General features: G+C 66.2%; 16 protein-coding genes. 3 read left to right on the top strand and 13 right to left on the bottom strand.

The genetic code is table 11. From position 1 onward, the window contains the following. Positions 1-9: 9 nt before the first annotated feature. Genes SFA35_RS18820 through SFA35_RS18835 form a run of 4 tightly spaced genes read right to left on the bottom strand, consistent with a single transcriptional unit; the run spans position 10 to position 3,751 of the window. Positions 10-498, bottom strand: a complete 489-nt coding sequence (locus SFA35_RS18820; RefSeq protein WP_320572040.1) for a hypothetical protein — start codon at positions 496-498, stop codon at positions 10-12. After that, positions 498-1,847, bottom strand: a complete 1,350-nt coding sequence (locus SFA35_RS18825) for an ATP-binding protein (protein ID WP_320572041.1) — start codon at positions 1,845-1,847, stop codon at positions 498-500. The genes SFA35_RS18820 and SFA35_RS18825 overlap by 1 nt, the downstream gene beginning before the upstream one ends. Positions 1,848-1,874: 27 nt before the next feature. Beyond that, complete coding sequence (locus SFA35_RS18830; protein WP_320572042.1) at positions 1,875-2,861, bottom strand: metallophosphoesterase; 987 nt, start codon at positions 2,859-2,861, stop codon at positions 1,875-1,877. Continuing rightward, the gene (locus tag SFA35_RS18835) at positions 2,861-3,751 is read right to left on the bottom strand and encodes an NAD(+) kinase (protein ID WP_320572043.1); all 891 of its coding nucleotides are present in this window, start codon (positions 3,749-3,751) and stop codon (positions 2,861-2,863) included. Before SFA35_RS18835 ends, SFA35_RS18830 begins: the two co-directional genes overlap by 1 nt. 136 nt (positions 3,752-3,887) lie before the next feature. On the opposite strand from SFA35_RS18835, the gene SFA35_RS18840 reads away from it, so the two are divergent. Continuing rightward, the gene (locus SFA35_RS18840; protein ID WP_320572044.1) at positions 3,888-4,841 is read left to right on the top strand and encodes a DUF1853 family protein; all 954 of its coding nucleotides are present in this window, start codon (positions 3,888-3,890) and stop codon (positions 4,839-4,841) included. Positions 4,842-4,869: 28 nt separating this feature from the next. Beyond that, entirely contained in the window at positions 4,870-5,424 is a 555-nt protein-coding gene (locus tag SFA35_RS18845; protein ID WP_320572045.1) for a cytochrome b, read from the top strand. Positions 5,425-6,039: 615 nt separating this feature from the next. Here the strand turns inward: SFA35_RS18845 and SFA35_RS18850 are convergent. From SFA35_RS18850 to SFA35_RS18860, 3 genes are all read right to left on the bottom strand, one after another. Further along, positions 6,040-6,918 (bottom strand): 1-aminocyclopropane-1-carboxylate deaminase/D-cysteine desulfhydrase, encoded by an 879-nt coding sequence (locus SFA35_RS18850; RefSeq protein WP_320572046.1) that lies wholly within the window; start codon positions 6,916-6,918, stop codon positions 6,040-6,042. 30 nt (positions 6,919-6,948) lie between these two features. Continuing rightward, on the bottom strand, positions 6,949-8,985 hold the full coding sequence (locus SFA35_RS18855) for an NADPH-dependent 2,4-dienoyl-CoA reductase (RefSeq protein WP_320572047.1): 2,037 nt from the start codon (positions 8,983-8,985) through the stop codon (positions 6,949-6,951). 198 nt (positions 8,986-9,183) lie between these two features. Then, positions 9,184-9,612: a methylglyoxal synthase gene (locus SFA35_RS18860; protein ID WP_320572048.1), complete on the bottom strand. Its 429-nt coding sequence runs from the start codon at positions 9,610-9,612 to the stop codon at positions 9,184-9,186. A gap of 206 nt (positions 9,613-9,818) precedes the next feature. Here SFA35_RS18860 and SFA35_RS18865 point away from each other — a divergent pair, with 206 nt between their 5' ends. After that, a complete protein-coding gene (locus SFA35_RS18865) occupies positions 9,819-11,246 on the top strand; it encodes a PLP-dependent aminotransferase family protein (protein ID WP_320572049.1) in 1,428 nt (475 codons plus the stop codon). Between the two features lie 34 nt (positions 11,247-11,280). Here SFA35_RS18865 and SFA35_RS18870 read toward each other — a convergent pair whose 3' ends face one another. The 6 genes from SFA35_RS18870 to SFA35_RS18895 are packed head-to-tail and all read right to left on the bottom strand — an operon-like array spanning position 11,281 to position 16,406. Beyond that, positions 11,281-11,574 carry a hypothetical protein gene (locus SFA35_RS18870; RefSeq protein ID WP_320572050.1) on the bottom strand — a complete coding sequence of 98 codons (294 nt, stop codon included), beginning with the start codon at positions 11,572-11,574 and terminating at the stop codon, positions 11,281-11,283. 22 nt (positions 11,575-11,596) lie between these two features. Beyond that, positions 11,597-12,379: a methyltransferase domain-containing protein gene (locus tag SFA35_RS18875; protein ID WP_320572051.1), complete on the bottom strand. Its 783-nt coding sequence runs from the start codon at positions 12,377-12,379 to the stop codon at positions 11,597-11,599. 49 nt (positions 12,380-12,428) lie between these two features. Then, complete coding sequence (locus SFA35_RS18880) at positions 12,429-13,328, bottom strand: DMT family transporter (protein WP_320572052.1); 900 nt, start codon at positions 13,326-13,328, stop codon at positions 12,429-12,431. Between the two features lie 41 nt (positions 13,329-13,369). Then, positions 13,370-13,993, bottom strand: a complete 624-nt coding sequence (locus SFA35_RS18885) for a 2OG-Fe(II) oxygenase (RefSeq protein WP_320572053.1) — start codon at positions 13,991-13,993, stop codon at positions 13,370-13,372. Between the two features lie 2 nt (positions 13,994-13,995). Then, positions 13,996-15,207, bottom strand: a complete 1,212-nt coding sequence (locus tag SFA35_RS18890; protein ID WP_320572054.1) for a hypothetical protein — start codon at positions 15,205-15,207, stop codon at positions 13,996-13,998. Then, a complete protein-coding gene (locus tag SFA35_RS18895) occupies positions 15,207-16,406 on the bottom strand; it encodes a hypothetical protein (protein WP_320572055.1) in 1,200 nt (399 codons plus the stop codon). Before SFA35_RS18895 ends, SFA35_RS18890 begins: the two co-directional genes overlap by 1 nt. Positions 16,407-16,410 lie beyond the last annotated feature (4 nt).

Below are 16,410 nucleotides of genomic sequence, written 5' to 3' on the forward strand. Positions count from 1 at the left end.
GGCGACTCCTCAGCTCACGACCAGTAACCACAGGGTATGGGGGATCGCGCTGATGATCGGGTCGCGCAGCACGAAGGTCGCCAGCAACACCACGACGATCCCGAAGCGGTTGAGCACCCCGCCGTAGTACTGGTACAACTCGATGGTGGCGCTCTGCTGCACGAACAGCGCGTAGCCGATGGCCAGTTTCCAGATCAGCACCAGCAGCAGGGCGTATTGCCAGCTGGCCGCGCTGCGGATATAGCCCACATTCACGGCGTGCACGAGCATCAGGCCGATCACTACGCTACCGGCGATGCCGACCGCCACCAGCGTCAGTTCGCGGGTGCGAGTCGGGCTGCCGACGGCAACCGAGTTGAAGGCGAACCACGGCAGGCCCAGCCAGGTGCCGCCGAGCATCAGGCCCAGCAGCGGCCAGAGCGGCGACACGGCCAGGCGTGCCCAGGCGCTGGGGCGCGGTTCGTCGTCGATACGATAGGTGCTACTGCGCGCAGCCATCAGCGGTCCTTGGCATGTTGGTCGAGGAAGGCCAGCACTTCGTCGTACTGGTTGCCTTCGTTGGCGTAGCGCGCATAGTTGCGCGCCGTGGTCAGCCACTCCAGGGTGGTGGCGCGCACCTGCTTGAGCGCGGCCTTGAGGTGCGCGTCGCTGATCGGCTGCTCGCTGCCGCTGGCGATGGACGCTTCGATGGCCTCGTCGGCGGCGGTCTCCACCAGCTCGCTCAAGTCGGCGCCGGAGAAGCCGGGGGTGTTCTTCGCCAGGAAGGCCAGGTCGATGCCTGGCGCCAACGGACGGTCGGCCAGCATCAGCTGCAGCATGCTGGCCCGCGCTGTGCGATCGGGCGGCGGCACGAACAGCACGCGGTCGAAGCGGCCGGGGCGGCGGAAGGCCGAGTCCACCGACCAGGGCACGTTGGTGGCGGCGAGAATCAGCACGCCGTGGTTGTCGTGGGTGAAGCCGTCCATTTCCGAAAGAAACTGGCTGACCAGTTTCGACGAGGTCGCCTCGCGGGTGTTCGAGCGCTTGCCGCCGAGGGCTTCGACCTCGTCGAAGAACATCACCGCCGGCGCGGCTTTGCGCGCCTGCTCGAACAGGGCGTGCAGCTTGCGCTCGGACTCGCCGATGTACATGTCGAGCACGTCGCTGATGGCGATATTGAAGAAGGTCGCCTTGCACTCCCCCGCCGTGGCCCGGGCCAGCAGGGTCTTGCCGCAGCCCGGTGGGCCGTACAGCAGCACGCCGCCGCCGACGCGCTTGCGAAAGCGCTGGAACAGGCCGGGCTTCTGGTACGGCAGGATGATCTTCTTGTGGATGGTTTTCTTCAGTTCGTCGAGGCCGCCGATGTCGTCGAAGGTCAGGGTCTCGGCGCTGGGTTCGAGCAGACGGCGGCTTTCGCTTTCATCGGTGTCGTCGTTGGAGATCACCCGCAGCTTGGGCCGGCCTTCAGCCGATGGAAACTCCACGACCGACACGTTGAGCCGGCGCAGCAAGGCCATGTCTTCCAGCGCGGCGTTGGCGGCGATGGCCGCGCGATATTCGCCGAGGCCTTCCTTGAGCCGACCGAGGTCGGCCAGGGCGCGGGCGCGCAGCAGGCCCAGCGCCGGGTCGGCGCCATCGGCCAGGGCCAGCGCGCGCGCGGCGTCGCCGGCGTGCAGGCACAGCTGTACCGCCAGAGGTTTGAGCGCGGCGTTTTCAGGGGTGTCGCCGAGATGGCCAGGCAGGCGGTCGAGGCCGCGTTGATGCTCGCCACGCTCCAGGTAGGCCTTGAGCAACAGGCTCAGCAGCGCGGCATTGCCGGGGGAAGCGGCCAGGGCCGCTTCCAGTTGTGCGAGGGTGGAATCATCCATGGCAGGGGCCTGTGAAAGAAAATGGGGTCATGCCTCGGCGCCCGGGACAGGGGCTTGCGGACGCTGCACGTCGACCCAGACGAATTTACGCGGGTCGACCTCGGTTTCGTTGTCCAGCCGGTAGGCCACCAGCTTGCCATAGAGCACCGCACTGTAGTCCAGGCAGGCCAGGTTGGGACGAATGGCGCTGGGCCGGCCGCTGCGCCAGTAGTGGCCGACGAACAGTAGCGGCTCGGCGGCGCCGTAGCGCAGCAGAGCACTTTTCTCGGAGTCGCTGAGGGGCACGCGGGCGATCTGCTCGGGCAAGGCGTCGGGCTGGAAGACAATGTCGCCGTAGGTCTGCGGGTCGTCTTCCCAGAACTTGGTGCGAAAGAACGCCCGGGTCAGGCCGTCGCCACCGGTCAGGGTCAAGCCGTCGGGCAGGCGCATGTCGGTGCCGCGCAGCAGGCGGTCGAACACCCGGTTGGCGAAACTGCCCTTGATGCCGGCCTGCTGCACGAAGGCGGTGTCGATGCAGGCGTCGGGGTGGCGCTGCAGGAAGCTGTCGATCAGGGCATGGTCCCAGCAGGCATGCACCACGCGAAAACGCCCGCCGTCCATGCACATCGGCAGTTGGTGGAACCAGCCAAGGAAGTCCTGCCAGTCGCCGGGGTGCTGCGCGAACTGGTCGAGGGTGGCCTGGATCAGCCGTTGATGGCGCGGGGTGTGCTCGTGCACGTACTCCTTGCCCGAGCCCGGCGGCGCCAGAGTGGTCCAGCCCAGGGCGTTGAACTCATGGTTGCCCATGATGCACAGCGCCTGGCCGGCCACCACCATGTCGTGGACGATGTGCAGCGCCTCGCGAATGCGCGGGCCGCGGTCGATGATGTCGCCGAGGAACAGCGCCTGGCGCGACGGGTGGCGCCAGACGCCGGCCTGCTTGCGGTAGCCGAGCGTGTCGAGCAGATGCTCGAGGGTGTGAGCACAACCATGCACGTCGCCGATCAGATCGAAACTGCGCGCCGGATCGAGCATCAATCGCCTCCGTTGCCGAGCCGGCTGCCCCAGCCGAGCTTGGTCCGGCACACTTCGTAGTAGTTGTGGTCCAGGGGGTGGATCAGGCGCAGCTTCTGCGACTTCTTGCTGACCGTGATGGTGTCCCCGGGGGCGCAGGTGAAATGGTTCTGGCCGTCGCAGGAGACCTGCGGGTAGATGGTCATGTCCTTGGCCACGACAATCTTCAGCTCGCTGTTGCCGTCGACCACGATCGGCCGGCCCGACAAGGTGTGCGGGTACATCGGCACGATGACGATGGCGTCGAGCTTGGGGTGCATGATCGGCCCGCCGGCGGACAGCGCGTAGGCGGTCGAACCGGTGGGCGTGGCGACGATCAGGCCGTCGGCCTTCTGGCTGCAGACGAACTGGCCGTCGATGTAGATCTCGAATTCGATCATCCGCGTCGACTTGCCGGGGTGCAGCACCACATCGTTGAGCGCGTCGCCCTGGCCGATCGACTCGCCGTGGCGGCGCACCGAGGCCTGCAGCAGGAAACGGTTCTCGACCAGATAATGGCCGTCAAGGACTTCGGCGACCTTGACTTCCAGCTCATCGGGACGGATGTCGGTGAGAAAACCCAGGCTGCCGCGGTTGATGCCCAGCACCGGAATATTGTGCCTGGCCAGCGCGCGCGCAGCGCCCAAGAGGCTGCCGTCGCCGCCGACCACGATCACCAGGTCGCAGACTTCACCGAGCATCTTGCGCGTGGAGGTCTGCAGGCCGTGGCCGGGCAATACTTCGGCGATGGTGTCCTCGAGGATGACATGCAGGTGCCGTTCGAGCAGAAAGGTCTTGAGCCGGCGAATGGTGTCCAGCACCTGCGAGCTGCCGAGGCGACCGATGATGCCGATATTGCGAAATTGCTCCATGGGGATCCTGCTTGAGTCTGGGCGAGCGCTGGCGACCGCCCCCACAAGGGGGCCACCTCGATATGCACTGGATTATGGGCGAAAGCACGGGTTGGGCAAAACCCTTTCCGGTCGCGAGCGCGCTATGCTGCGCAGCATGAACCCATTCAACGACTTGCGATACCTGCCAGGCTCCCTGCGCCAGCCGGCCGTGCGCGACCTGGCCTGGGTGCTGGTGGCGCCACCGCTGCTGGCCCCCGGGGCCATGGCCCAGTGTCATCCGCTGGCCGGCAGCGACTGGGCGCAGGCACCCGCCGCGCTGGAGCAGTGGCTGCGGGCGCTCGACCGGCACGCACAACCCCTGCTCGACTGGCTCGCCCGCAGCAGCACCCGGCGCCTGGGCGTGTACTACGAACGCCTCTGGCAATTCGCCCTGGCGCACGCGCCGGGGGTCGAGCTGGTGGCGGCAAACCTGGCAATCCGCGACGCCGGCCGCACCCTGGGCGAGCTGGACATCGTGCTGCGCGACGCCAGCGGCGTGCATCATCTGGAGCTGGCCATCAAGCTTTACCTGGGCCCTGCCGATAGCCTGACAGGTGCGGACCCTTTCGCCTGGCTCGGCCCCGGCTGTCACGACCGGCTGGGCCGCAAGCTGGCGCATCTGCGCGAGCACCAGTTGCCGATGGCAGCACGGCCGCAGGCGCAGGCGGCACTGGCCGAACTGGAGGTCCAGGTGTGCCGCTCGCAGCTGTGGCTGGGCGGCTATCTGTTCTACCCCTACGGTTGCTCGATGCCGGCACCGCAGGGCGCCGCTGACGAGCATTGCCGGGGGCGCTGGGTGCACCGGCGCGACTGGGCCGCGTTGGCCGCCGAAGCCGGGCCGGGCCAGTGGCAACCGCTGCCCCGCGCGGCCTGGTTGGCGCCAGCGCGAATGGACGAGGTGTGGCCCGAGGCGCGCTTGCAGGCATGGCTGGCGGAACTCGATCCGCAGGCTCGTGCCCAACTGCTGGTTCGCCTGGTGGCGGGCGCCGATGGCAGCTGGCATGAAGCCGAACGGGTGTTTCTGGTCAGCGATCTGTGGCCCCACGTTGCCGGGAACGACATTGATTGATGAATGGCTGGACAGGTAAGGCGCGAGCATGAGCTGGAACAACACCCAGGACCGTTACGGCACCCTCTCCATTACCCTGCACTGGGTGATGGTGGTGCTGTTGGCGGCGGTGTACGCCTGCATCGAATTGCGCAGCCATTTCGACCGCGCCAGCACTGGCCGCCTGCTGCTGGGTCAGTTTCACTTCATGCTCGGCTTGAGCGTGTTCGTGCTGGTGTGGCTGCGCCTGCTGGCGCGCAGCCTGGGCGTGACCCCGCGCATCGTGCCGGCGCCTGCGGCCTGGCAACGTTGGCCGGCGCGGCTGATGCACCTCTCGTTGTACGCGCTGATGATCGCCATGCCGCTGCTGGGCTGGCTGACCTTGAGCGGGCAGGACAAGCCGATACCTTTCTGGGGCCTGCAACTGCCGCCGTTGATCGCCGCCAATCGCGAGCTGGCCGGGCAGATCGAGGATTGGCACATTCGGGTCGGTGAATGGGGTTATTGGCTGATCGGGCTGCACGCCGTGGCGGGCTTGGCACATCACTATCTGCGGCGCGATAACGCATTGTCACGCATCCTGCCGCGGCGGCGGGTCGATTGAACCGGACAGGCGGCCAGTCGGAGGCTGTGCCCTCATCCACGTCCGCCCCGGTGCACGATTCAGCGCAAGTTGCGACCTCGTGCAGGAGAGTTCGGTGTTGCCTCGCTCGCCAGCTTCGCCGGCTCCTACGCCAAAATGTGGCGCACGCCAGGGCGGCGTAGGAGCCGGCGAAGCTGGCGATAGGCCGCGCGGGCGGCCGGTGATGGTGGTGATTGAATTTCAGGACAGACGTGGGAGGGGCAAAGCCCCGAGAGGCCGCCAGGCCGGTTTGATCTTCGGGCGCCCGGCGAAATGTCCAATATGGCCACCAGCGGCCCCCGCGCGGCCTATCGCCAGCTACGCCGGCTCCTACATTTGTTTCGATTTATAGGCGGCCAATGGCATCGCCAATGACCGCTCTTGATGCTCGACGACAGACCGCCATGCACCAAGGCGATCCTGTAGGAGCCGACAAAGCTGGCGCGGACGGCGACGCATTTCCCCTGTCAAGCCATAAATCAAACCGGCCTGCGGCCTCTCGGGGGCTTTGCCCCCTCCCACGTCATCTGCGGTCGCCAAGGTTGGCGTAGGAGCCGGCGTAGCTGGCGAGGGTAGTCACTCAGTGTCCGGGCCGGTTCAGCGCCGCCCCTGCAAACCCCCGGTGTGCACGAAGATCAGCCGAGCCCCAGGCGGAAAAAGTCCAGCCTCGACCCGCTCGCGCAACGCCCACAAGGCCTTGGCCGTGTAGACCGGCTCCAGCGGCACGCCCGCCTGTTCCTCACACTCGGCCATGAACCCGAGCAACGCTTCGTCGACCTTGGCAAACCCACCCCGGCTGGCCTCGAGCAGCTGGTAGCCTTGCCCCCCTGCTAAGGCCGCCACCGTTTCGGCTACGCCGTGGCCGCTCGGCACCGCCATGGCGCCGTACACTGGATGCGCGCCGGCCTCCGCCAGCACCAGCCCGGCCAGGGTGGTGCCGGTGCCGCAGGCCAGCCACCAGCCGTGATAGTCCGCCCAGCCCAGGGCCGCCAACTGCTCACGGGCCTGCTGCACAATCAGCTTGCAGCCCTGCGCACCCAGCGGGCCGCCGCCACCTTCGGGCACCGCCAGCAGGTCGGGATACCGCTCGCGCCAGGGCGTCCAGAAATCCGGTTCATGGCGCTGGCGATAGCCGGCATAACCCAGCCAATGCAACTGCATGCCGAACCTGCGCAAATCCGCCACCGTTGGCGTTTCCTGCGCATGGCCACGCAGCAGCCCGACCGTGGCAAAACCCAGGCGCTGCCCGGCCGCCGCCAATGCGTGCAGATGATTGGAGTAGGCGCCGCCCAGGCTGATCAAGCCATTGCGCCCCTGCGCGCGCGCCGCTTGCAGGTAGGGCAACAGCTTGAACCCTTTGTTGCCGCTGATCAGCGGGTCGATCAGGTCCAGGCGCAGCACCGCCAGCTCCACGCCTGCGCCTTCGAGCCAGGCGAAGTGCAGGCGCTGCAGCGGCGCCAGGGGCAGGTCGTTCATTCAAGGCTCCATCGCAAGATGGCGCGCAGTCTACAGCTCGGCGGCCAGCCGCGAACCCTGGTTGATCGCGCGCTTGGCGTCCAGCTCCAGCGCCACATCGGCGCCGCCGATCAGGTGCACCGATTGGCCGGCGGCGAGCAGGCCGTCCTGCAGCTCGCGCAGCGGGTCCTGGCCGGCGCAGACGATGACGTTGTCGACCGCCAACAGCTGCGGCTCGCCCTCGCCCACCCGGATGTGCAAGCCGCCGTCGTCGATCTTCAGGTATTCGACGCTGTTGAGCATCTGCACCTGCTTGTTCTTCAGCCCAGTGCGGTGAATCCAGCCGGTGGTCTTGCCCAGGCCGTCGCCGACCTTGCTGGCCTTGCGCTGCAACAGGTAGATCTGCCGCGCCGGCGCCTGCGGCTCGGCCCGGATGCCGGCGACGCCGCCGCGCGCCTCCAGGCTCGGGTCGATGCCCCACTCCTGCCAGAAGGCGTCGCGGTTCAGGCTGGTGGCGACGCCCTGGTGCACGAGGAACTCGCTGACGTCGAAGCCGATGCCGCCCGCCCCGATCACCGCCACCCGCGCACCCACCGGCTTGCCCGCCTGCAGCACGTCGAGGTAACTGAGCACCATGGGATGGTCGATGCCGGGGATGGCCGGGGTGCGCGGGGCAATGCCGGTGGCCAGGATGATCTCGTCATAGCCGCCGGCAACCAGCGCGGCGACATCCACCCGGGTGTTCAGCCGCAGGTCGACACCGGTGGTCTGCAGCTTGCGCTGGAAGAAACGCAGGGTTTCGTAGAACTCCTCCTTGCCCGGCACGCGCTTGGCCACATTGAACTGCCCACCGATCTCGGCATGGCCGTCGAACAGGGTCACCCGGTGGCCGCGCTGGGCCGCCACCGTCGCCGCGGCGAGCCCCGCAGGGCCGGCGCCGACCACGGCGATGCGCTTGGCGTGGGCAGTGGGCAGGTAGTTGAGTTCGGTCTCGTGGCAGGCACGCGGGTTGACCAGGCAGCTGGTCAGCTTGCCAGCGAAGGTGTGGTCCAGGCAGGCCTGGTTGCAGCCGATGCAGGTGTTGATCTCGTCGGCGCGGCCCTCGGCGGCCTTGTTGACGAACTCGGGGTCGGCGAGGAACGGCCGGGCCATGGAGACCATGTCGGCATCGCCTTCGGCCAGCACGCGCTCGGCCACCTCAGGAGTGTTGATGCGGTTGGTGGTGATCAACGGAATGCCCACCGCGCCGCGCAGCTTGGCGGTGACCTTGGTGAACGCCGCCCGCGGCACCTTGGTGGCGATGGTCGGGATCCGCGCCTCGTGCCAGCCGATGCCGGTGTTGATGAGGGTCGCGCCGGCCTGCTCCACGGCCTGGGCCAGTTGCACCACTTCTTCCCAGACGCTGCCGCCGGCGATCAGGTCGAGCATCGACAGGCGGAAGATCAGGATGAAATTCGGCCCTACCGCTTCGCGCACCCGCCGCACGATTTCCACCGCCAGGCGCATGCGATTCTCGTAGCTGCCGCCCCAGCGGTCAGTGCGGTGGTTGGTGTGGGCGGCGAGGAACTGGTTGATGAAGTAACCTTCGGAACCCATGATTTCGACGCCGTCATACTCCGCCTGCTGCGCCAGGCGGGCGCAGCGCACGAAGTCGGCGATCTGCTGCTCGATGCCCGCTTCATCCAGTTCATGGGGCTTGAACGGATTGATCGGCGCCTGGATGGCGCTCGGCGCCACCAGCTTGGGGCTGTAGGCGTAACGCCCGGCGTGAAGGATCTGCAGGCAGATCTTGCCGCCCTCGGCGTGTACCGCGCGGGTGACGATACGGTGTTTCTCGGCCTCCTCGGGCGTGGTCAGCTTGGCCGCCCCGGCGTACACCCCACCCTCGACATTGGGCCCGATGCCACCGGTCACCATCAGCCCCACCCCTCCCCGTGCGCGCTCGGCGAAGTACACCGCCATGCGCTCGAACCCGCCCGGGGTTTCCTCAAGGCCGGTGTGCATCGAGCCCATCAGGGTACGGTTGCGCAGGGTGGTAAACCCCAGGTCCAGCGGGGCCAGCAGGTGCGGGTAAAGGGCGGCGGCCATGGGCGAAACTCCACATCGGTTCAATCACGGGATGCAAGGGCTGCCGTGGCAGGCCTTGTCGTTGTCTGAGGATGGACATTAATGGCGCGCCGCGCGCGGCTCAATGATTGAAAGTGACAGTTTGATGATTGAGAGTGACACCAAGGGCTATCATTCCTCCCCTTGAGTCTGCACGCCGCCACAGACCAACCGCGCCTTTCAGCCCGGTGTGCGAATCACCAGCGAGCGCCTGAACAACCGCGACGTGATGAGAAACTCCGCCGTACTGGCGTTGCTCGCCGTCGGAATGTTCCAGGCGGTCGCCACCCTCATCAATGCCTTGATATCGTCGTCATGGGGATGGACCGCCAGCGGGTCCCAGAAGAAGATCAGCATGTCGATGCGCCCTTCGGCGACCATCGCGCCCAGTTGCTGATCGCCGCCCAGCGGCCCGCTGAGCAAAGGGATGACCTTGAGGTTGCCGATGTCCTGAATCATTCGCGCAGTGGCGCAGGTGGCATACAGGCTGTGCTTGACCAGTACCTTCGAATGCTCCCCTACCCAGTCGCGCAGGCGCTGCTTGCATTCATCGTGGGCTACCAGGGCGATACGTTTACGCGAGGCGATCGTTCGGCATGCGAGACTCATCGGATGGCCTCCGGTCGGGCGCTGATCTTGGGCAGTATATTCAACGATGGCGGATGTATTTGAATGTTATTGCCCAATCGTCCCGCTACCGCATGCCGGGTTGCATTGCACCGGCCTCGGCCTTGGCTTACCTTTGCCGTTCGCTGGAAAGCGCAGCCATCAGGCAAGGCGCAGCCAGCTGCACAGGTTCAACCAGGGACACCCACATGTTCGAAATAGATCGCAGCAGCAAAACCCTGCTGGTCGACCAGATTCGCAGTGCCATCATCGCGCGCATCGAATCGTTCCAGTGGGTGCAGGGCTCGCGGCTGCCGTCGGTGCGGGCGCTGTCCAAGCAGCTGGGGGTCAGCAATTTCACGGTCAGCAGCGCCTATGAAGACCTGGTGGCGCAGCACATCATCGAGTCGCGGCCGGGGGCCGGTTATTACATCCTGGCGGTCAACCCGGCCGGGGTGCAGGACCTCGATACGCTGATCCCGCCGTCGAGCCTGCATGCCGGCTTTCTGTACCGCGCGCTGGACCCGTCGCAGTACGACGTGCCGGCCAGTTCCGGCTACCTGCCGCCGGCCTGGCTGGTGGATGCCGTGCCGGCCTCGGTGACCGGGCGGCTGATCCGCAATACCTTGTCGTGCAGCGTGCCGGCACCGGCGGCGGGCAGCCAGGCGTTGCGCTCGGTGATCGCCAGCAAGCTGCGTGACATCCACATCAACGCCTCGAGCAGCCAGGTGGTGGTGACGGTCGGCGCCACCCATGCGTTCTCGCTGATCCGCAACGTGATGCTGCGCCCCGGCGACTACCTGCTGGTGGAAGACCCCAGCTACCTGCTGCTGCAACTCAAGCTGATCAAGGACCGCGACTTCAACATCATCACCGTGCCGCGCCTGGACGACGGGCCGGACATCGAGGCGATGGAGGCCATGGTGGTCAAATACCGGCCCAAGGTGTTCCTCACCCAGACCCTGATCCACAACCCTACCGGCGGCAACACCTCGCCGGCCAAGGGGTTTCGCATCCTTTCGCTAGCCGAGAAGTACGATTTCCATGTGGTCGAGGACGACATCTTCGGCTCGCTGTCGGCCAAGCAGACCGTGCGCCTGGCCAGCCTCGACGGGCTCAACCGGACCTTCTACCTCAGCGGCTTCAGCAAGGTGCTCAGCCCGGCCCTGCGCCTGGGCTACGTGGCGGCGCCCCCAGCCTTCGTCGAGCGGCTGGTGGAGCAGAAGATGTACAACCTGCTGTGCGGCTCATCGCTGGACGAGACCATCGTCACCTACACTCTGGAATCCGGCCGATATCAGCACCATCTGGATGAGCTACGCCAGCGGGTCATCCAGGAACACGTGCGCGCACGCGAATGGCTTGGCAAGCTCGGCGTAGGGTTCGATGAGCACAGTGTCGACGGGTTGTTTCTGTGGGCGCGCTTTCCCGACCACGTCAACATCCGCAGCCTGATCGAACAGGCCCACGACGGACGCATCTTCATCGCCCCGGGGTCCTTGTTCAGCAACACCCATGCCTATGACCAGTACATCCGCCTGAACGTCAGCCACTGCAACGACCCACGCTTCAGGCAATTCATCGCGGCCAGGCTGGGGGCGGTGAAGGCGGTCACAGGTGCTGCCACTGCAATGTAGGCTCAAAGCAGATGCAGGGGCTGCGAGCCTCCGCCTACCGCGCGTAACGCTTGATCGGCAGCGCCTGGCTCTGCTCCCAACTGCGGAAATAATCCGCCAGCGAGGCCACCTCGCCGAGGTCTTCGAAGCAGTAGATACGCCCGCCCAATATCTGCACCTCGTCGCCGTCGCCGAGCGTATCGATGTGTGAGTCTTCGACGATTTCCGCGCCGTTGACCGCCAGGCTGATGTCGTCGACCCAGTACAGGGGCTGGCCGTCGCGGCTGGTCCAGACGCGGCGGTCGGCGTAGAAGTTTTTCAGGGCCAGGCCGTTGGTTTTCATGGTCATGGGGTTGCTCCCGGTGGTGAGGTTAACCCTTGCGGGTGGCGCGAAAGCGCAGACGCGTGGCGTCGACGCGCCACTGGCCGCTGCTGTCGAGCAGGTCCATGGCCAGTTCTTCGGTGACTTCGTCGAGAAAGCCGGCCCGCGCCGCCAGCGGCACCAGTTCCAGGTACGGCGCGCAGAAGGTCTGGACCCAGCGTTCGATGGGGTATTCCAGCACCTGCGGCTGCTCGAACCAGCTGATCTCGTTGACATGCAGGCCGGCGCCCTCCAGCACCTGCTGGTATTCCCCGGCAGTGGGCAGGTACCACAGGTCGTGCTCTTCGGCGCTGACCGAGCGCCGCTCCAGCGCGCCATGGATCGCCCGGCGAATCAGCCGCGCGTGCCCGGCCCCGGCGAACTCGCCGACGAAACGCCCGCCCGGCTTGAGCGCCATGCAGGCGCCGTACGCCACCTGATAGGCGCGACGCATCCAGTGCAGCGCGGCATAGCTGAACACCGCGTCGAATTCCTGGTGGTAGAACAGCTGCTGGGCATCGCCCAGGTGGGCGTCCACGCCGCGGCTGCGCGCCACGTGCACCCGCTGCGGGTTGTAGTCCAAACCCACCACCTCGGCGCCACGCCGTGCCAGCTCCTCGCTGAGAAACCCGTCGCCGCAGCCCAGGTGCAGCACCCGCTCGCCCGGCTTGAGCGCCAGCAGCGCCATGGCCTGCTGGACGGCACGGCCAGCCTTGCCTTCATGTTCGGCCGGTTGCATGGCGTCCCACTCCTGCAATTCGGAGGCGGGGCGAAAAAAACTCGTCGAAGTCATGGACGTACCTGCAATGGAGGACGCGCGCCGGCAGCCGGCGCGCAGGCGTTCAGATGCGTTTGGACAGCCACACCAGCACGATGACGATGGCGCACACCACCGGCGTCAACCAGTTCCACGCCTCGCCCATCAGCCAGATGGAAAATCCGAAGGTGAAGAACGGCTGCAGCAGTTGCAGCTGGCTGATGCGCTGAATGCCGCCCAGCGCCAGGGCGCGGTTCCACGAAAAGAAGCCGAGCAGCGAGTTGACCAGCGCCAGGAACAGCAGCGCCGCCACGCCCTGGGTCGGCAGGTGGCCGAGGGTATTGGCGTCGAACAGGTAGAGGCTGACCGGCAGCAGTACCGGCAGGCTGATCACCAGGGTCCAGCACATCACCTGCCAGCCCGGCAGTTCCTTGGACAGCGCACCGCCCTGGGCGTAACCGAAACCGGCCAGGACCACGGCGCCGAGCAGCGCCAGGTCGCCGACGTAGATGTCCGAGACCTTGGACTTGATCACGGTGTAGGCCAGCACGGTGAGAAAGCCCAGCGCCGAGACCACCCAGAACGCCCGCGATGGCCGGGTGCCGGTGATCAGCGTGCCGAAGATCGCCGTGGACAGCGGCAACGCCGCCAGCACCACCCCGCCGTGGCTGACGGGCACGTACTGCATGCCCAGCGCGGTGAGGATCGGAAAGCCGTAGACGATGCCGGTGGAGGTCAACAGCATGCGCTTGACCTGCGAGCGATTGGGCCGCTTGGCCCGACCGATCAGCAGGAACGGAATGGCCGCGAACGCCGCGATTACCGAGCGGAAAAAACCCACCTGCAAAGCGCTGAGGTCACCGGCGAGCATCTTCGCCGCGGGCAGGGTCATGGCGAAGGCCGCCACGGAAATCAGCCCGAGGAAATACGCCTGCATGTCCTGGTTGCGGGTCTCGGCATAGCTGGCTACGTTGGTTTGCGACATGTTCGCGTTCCTTTCTGTGAAGTGCTCGGACCTGTTGTCGATCAGATCTGTTTGTTGTTCAGGTTGGGGCGGTCCAGCGGGCTGGTGCTCAGGAAAAACACCAGCGAGGTGCGGGTGCCGCTCTGCACCTTGCGCACGCCGTGGGGGATTTCGCAGCGGTTGATCAGCACGCTGGCGTAGGAGGTCTTGAACTGCGACTCGCGGCCTTCATGCTCGATGAAGAACTCGCCGCCCTCGTAGTCCTTGCCGAACTGGATCACCACTGAATAGCGGTATTCCAGGTTGCTGTAGGTGTCGATGTGCTTGCCGATGAAATTGCCGGCCTCCAGCTGGTTGGACTGGCAGCGGCGGATGAAGCACTCGCCCTCCATGATGCCGTCGAAGAACTCGCGCCCCTTGCCCGACAGCAGGATGTCGACCACTTGCTGGCCGTGCGGGTCGTTGCGATAGACCGGCAGCTGGCCTTTCTGGTCTTCCATGAAGCGACCGACCGCGAGGAAGTTTTCCTCGCCCACGTCGCCGATCTCGATGAGCGTCTTGGGGATTGCCTGGCAGGCCGTTTCCAGGTAGTCGAGGTCTTGCAGCGAGAACAGCTGCGTCGCTTCGAGGGACGCGTAGGCCTGGGTGCGCAGCTGTTGATTGGCTGTGCGAATCGTCTCTTGCATGGTCAGACTCCTTGACAGGTGGGCGGGGTGAAATGAGCAGTGGGTTGAGGGTCACGCAGGGTGAACGGCGCTTGCACGCCGCGGCAAAGGTGGTCGCGAATCAGCTGCAGGCCGGCGACGAAGCCCCATACTTCCAGCCATGGCCCGTAGGACGATGGCTGGCGCTCGGCACTGGCGCGGTAGCGTGCGATGTCGCAGAAATGCACGTTGGGGCGGCGGTGATGAGCGTCGTGGTTGGGCAGGTCCTGGGGGTAGATGTACAGCCGCACCGGCAGGTCGCAGAGCAGCCCGCGCAGCAGCCAGCCGGCCATGGCCAGGCCGCCCTCGCGCGGCGGCCGACGCCCCTGGAAGCGGCCCCAGGTCAGGTAGCCGTAGCGTTGCTTGGCGCCTGCCGGCAGCGCTGGCTGGTAAAACCACAGGTGCTCGGTGAACAGCTGCAACCACATCGAATGCTCGAACAGCACGGCTCGCGGCAGCGCATACATCAAGGCGAAAGCCTGCAGGCCGCCGAGCGCCCACAGAGCGCCGAGCAGCAGCGCCCAGAAGCTCAGGCGAAACAGCACTTCGGCGCGCGGCGGGCGCTGCAGATTGTCGCGCAGGGTTTCGCGCCACTGGCGCAGCAGGTAGACCGGGTGAAACGGCGTGCTGACCACCCGCCACCAGTACAGCCACTCCGGCATGCCCAGGTAGAAACCCTGCGCCTCGATGAAGCGCTGGTCAGGGTCGGCGGCCGAGCACAGCACGTGGATGTTGTGGTGCTCGCGGACATGGCTCTGGTTGTAGGTGTGCCAGTCCTGGTAGAGCAGCGGCGTGGTCAGGAACCACCGGGCATAGCGCTGGGCGCGCTGCTTGTCCTTGAGCACGGCGCCGTGGGTCAGGTAGTGGAAGGTCGCCTGCAGGCTGCGCAGGCGATTGACCATCAGCACCCAGCCGAGCGGCACCAGCAACAGCCCGGCGCCCTGCCCCAGAGCCCCGGACAAGGCCGCCTGGCCGAGCAGTACCAAGGCGGCCATGGCCGACCAGGTGAACAACAGATGCGCCAGCAGAAACCGCTCGCCACGGGCCGGCGCAGGCTGCGCGTCTTCTGCCGGTGCCAGCGCCTTGCCGGTCAGCCAGGTCCACAGGCTCTGCCACGGCAGGTGCGCGTAGCTGCCGCGCACGTCGCCCTGGGCGCCGTACTGACACTGATAGAGGCCTTGCTGCGCACGGCTCATCAGTACACCCGGGTCAGGTAGAGGACCGGGATGGTGCTGTACAACCAGTAGAACGGCTGCATGCGGTTATGGTCGGCGCCGATGACGATCGGGTTGTCCCACTGCGCGGCGAACACCTTGCCGATGGCGGCATACTCGGCGCCCTGGGCGTAGAGGATCTGCATCAGTTCCTCGTTGCTGCGCTGCTGGTGCCAGGCCTGGTACAACGGCAGGCGCGCGTTGAAGATCGACGGGTAATCAAGGTCGTTGTCGACGATGCAGCCGTTGTCGTGGCGCTCCAGGCGCTGCTGGGCGTCGGCGGTCAGCGCGTGCCAGGCAGCTTCGCCACCCGCAGCGCCAGCGATCATGATCGATTCGGCCTCGCCGCCAAGCGCTTCGAGCAGCTTGCCCTGGCTGATCTGCAACTTGTGCGCGAACCCTTCGCGGGTCTCCTTGAGGCGGTTCAGGGTGCTGGCGTCGAAGCCTTCGAAATCCCCGGCGGCCACTGCCAGGCGCGCGTCGATGCCATGCTTGCGCAGCACGGCCTGCAGCTGCGGCAAGGTTTTGGCCACGCGCCCGGCGACCAGGCCAATGCCGTCGCCCAGGTGCTCGAAGGTGTAGCGCAGACGGCCGTTCTTGCTCTCATAGCCGTAGTCGGGGCACACCGGCGAGACCAGCGTGATGGTCTCCCCGGCCAGGCCCTTGGCCAGGGTTTCGGCGAAGCGCGCGACGAAGTGCGCCGCCGAAGGGGCGAACGACAGACTGTCGAAAGCCCGCTCCAGATCCAGCACCAGTGCGTCCGGCAAGCACTGCATGGCGGGGTAGCGCACCTTCAGCGCCGGAGTGGTGGCGGTGTTGTCATTGACTGCGCAGAGCAGCAGGTTGAGCAGTGAGGGCCGGCTCTGATTGATGAAGGGCTTGTCGAGGATCAGCGTCGGCTTGCCCTGGCTGGCACGCACCTGCCATTTGAAACCGGGAAACTTCGACTGGATAAACCGGTAGAACGGCATGTAGCGCGGCAGCCCGCTGCGTTCGTCGTCGAGGCTGTGAAAGCGGCTGAAGACCTCTGACAACTTGGGTACTTCGTTTTCAATGCGCAGGGCCTTGATCAAGTCCGCCGGTGGCTGCAGAAAAGAGGAGATCGGCGAGAGCACGCGCTTGCTGATCAACTTGGACGTCAGTTTGTTTCTTACATAATAATGGGCGAGCGATGGGTTCATGGGA

This window comes from Pseudomonas sp. HR96 (assembly GCF_034059295.1).
Taxonomy (GTDB): Bacteria; Pseudomonadota; Gammaproteobacteria; order Pseudomonadales; family Pseudomonadaceae; genus Aquipseudomonas.

Bases quoted from the DNA above. Each gene is read 5' to 3' on its own strand.
- SFA35_RS18860 (WP_320572048.1), bottom strand. From the start codon at position 9,612: ATGAGTCTCGCATGCCGAACGATCGCCTCGCGTAAACGTATCGCCCTG.
- SFA35_RS18875 (WP_320572051.1), bottom strand. From the start codon at position 12,379: ATGACTTCGACGAGTTTTTTTCGCCCCGCCTCCGAATTGCAGGAGTGG.
- SFA35_RS18840 (WP_320572044.1), top strand. From the start codon at position 3,888: ATGAACCCATTCAACGACTTGCGATACCTGCCAGGCTCCCTGCGCCAG.
- SFA35_RS18890 (WP_320572054.1), bottom strand. From the start codon at position 15,207: ATGAGCCGTGCGCAGCAAGGCCTCTATCAGTGTCAGTACGGCGCCCAG.
- SFA35_RS18885 (WP_320572053.1), bottom strand. From the start codon at position 13,993: ATGCAAGAGACGATTCGCACAGCCAATCAACAGCTGCGCACCCAGGCC.
- SFA35_RS18830 (WP_320572042.1), bottom strand. From the start codon at position 2,861: ATGCTCGATCCGGCGCGCAGTTTCGATCTGATCGGCGACGTGCATGGT.
- SFA35_RS18870 (WP_320572050.1), bottom strand. From the start codon at position 11,574: ATGACCATGAAAACCAACGGCCTGGCCCTGAAAAACTTCTACGCCGAC.
- SFA35_RS18835 (WP_320572043.1), bottom strand. From the start codon at position 3,751: ATGGAGCAATTTCGCAATATCGGCATCATCGGTCGCCTCGGCAGCTCG.
- SFA35_RS18865 (WP_320572049.1), top strand. From the start codon at position 9,819: ATGTTCGAAATAGATCGCAGCAGCAAAACCCTGCTGGTCGACCAGATT.
- SFA35_RS18825 (WP_320572041.1), bottom strand. From the start codon at position 1,847: ATGGATGATTCCACCCTCGCACAACTGGAAGCGGCCCTGGCCGCTTCC.
- SFA35_RS18895 (WP_320572055.1), bottom strand. From the start codon at position 16,406: ATGAACCCATCGCTCGCCCATTATTATGTAAGAAACAAACTGACGTCC.
- SFA35_RS18820 (WP_320572040.1), bottom strand. From the start codon at position 498: ATGGCTGCGCGCAGTAGCACCTATCGTATCGACGACGAACCGCGCCCC.
- SFA35_RS18845 (WP_320572045.1), top strand. From the start codon at position 4,870: ATGAGCTGGAACAACACCCAGGACCGTTACGGCACCCTCTCCATTACC.
- SFA35_RS18880 (WP_320572052.1), bottom strand. From the start codon at position 13,328: ATGTCGCAAACCAACGTAGCCAGCTATGCCGAGACCCGCAACCAGGAC.
- SFA35_RS18855 (WP_320572047.1), bottom strand. From the start codon at position 8,985: ATGGCCGCCGCCCTTTACCCGCACCTGCTGGCCCCGCTGGACCTGGGG.
- SFA35_RS18850 (WP_320572046.1), bottom strand. From the start codon at position 6,918: ATGAACGACCTGCCCCTGGCGCCGCTGCAGCGCCTGCACTTCGCCTGG.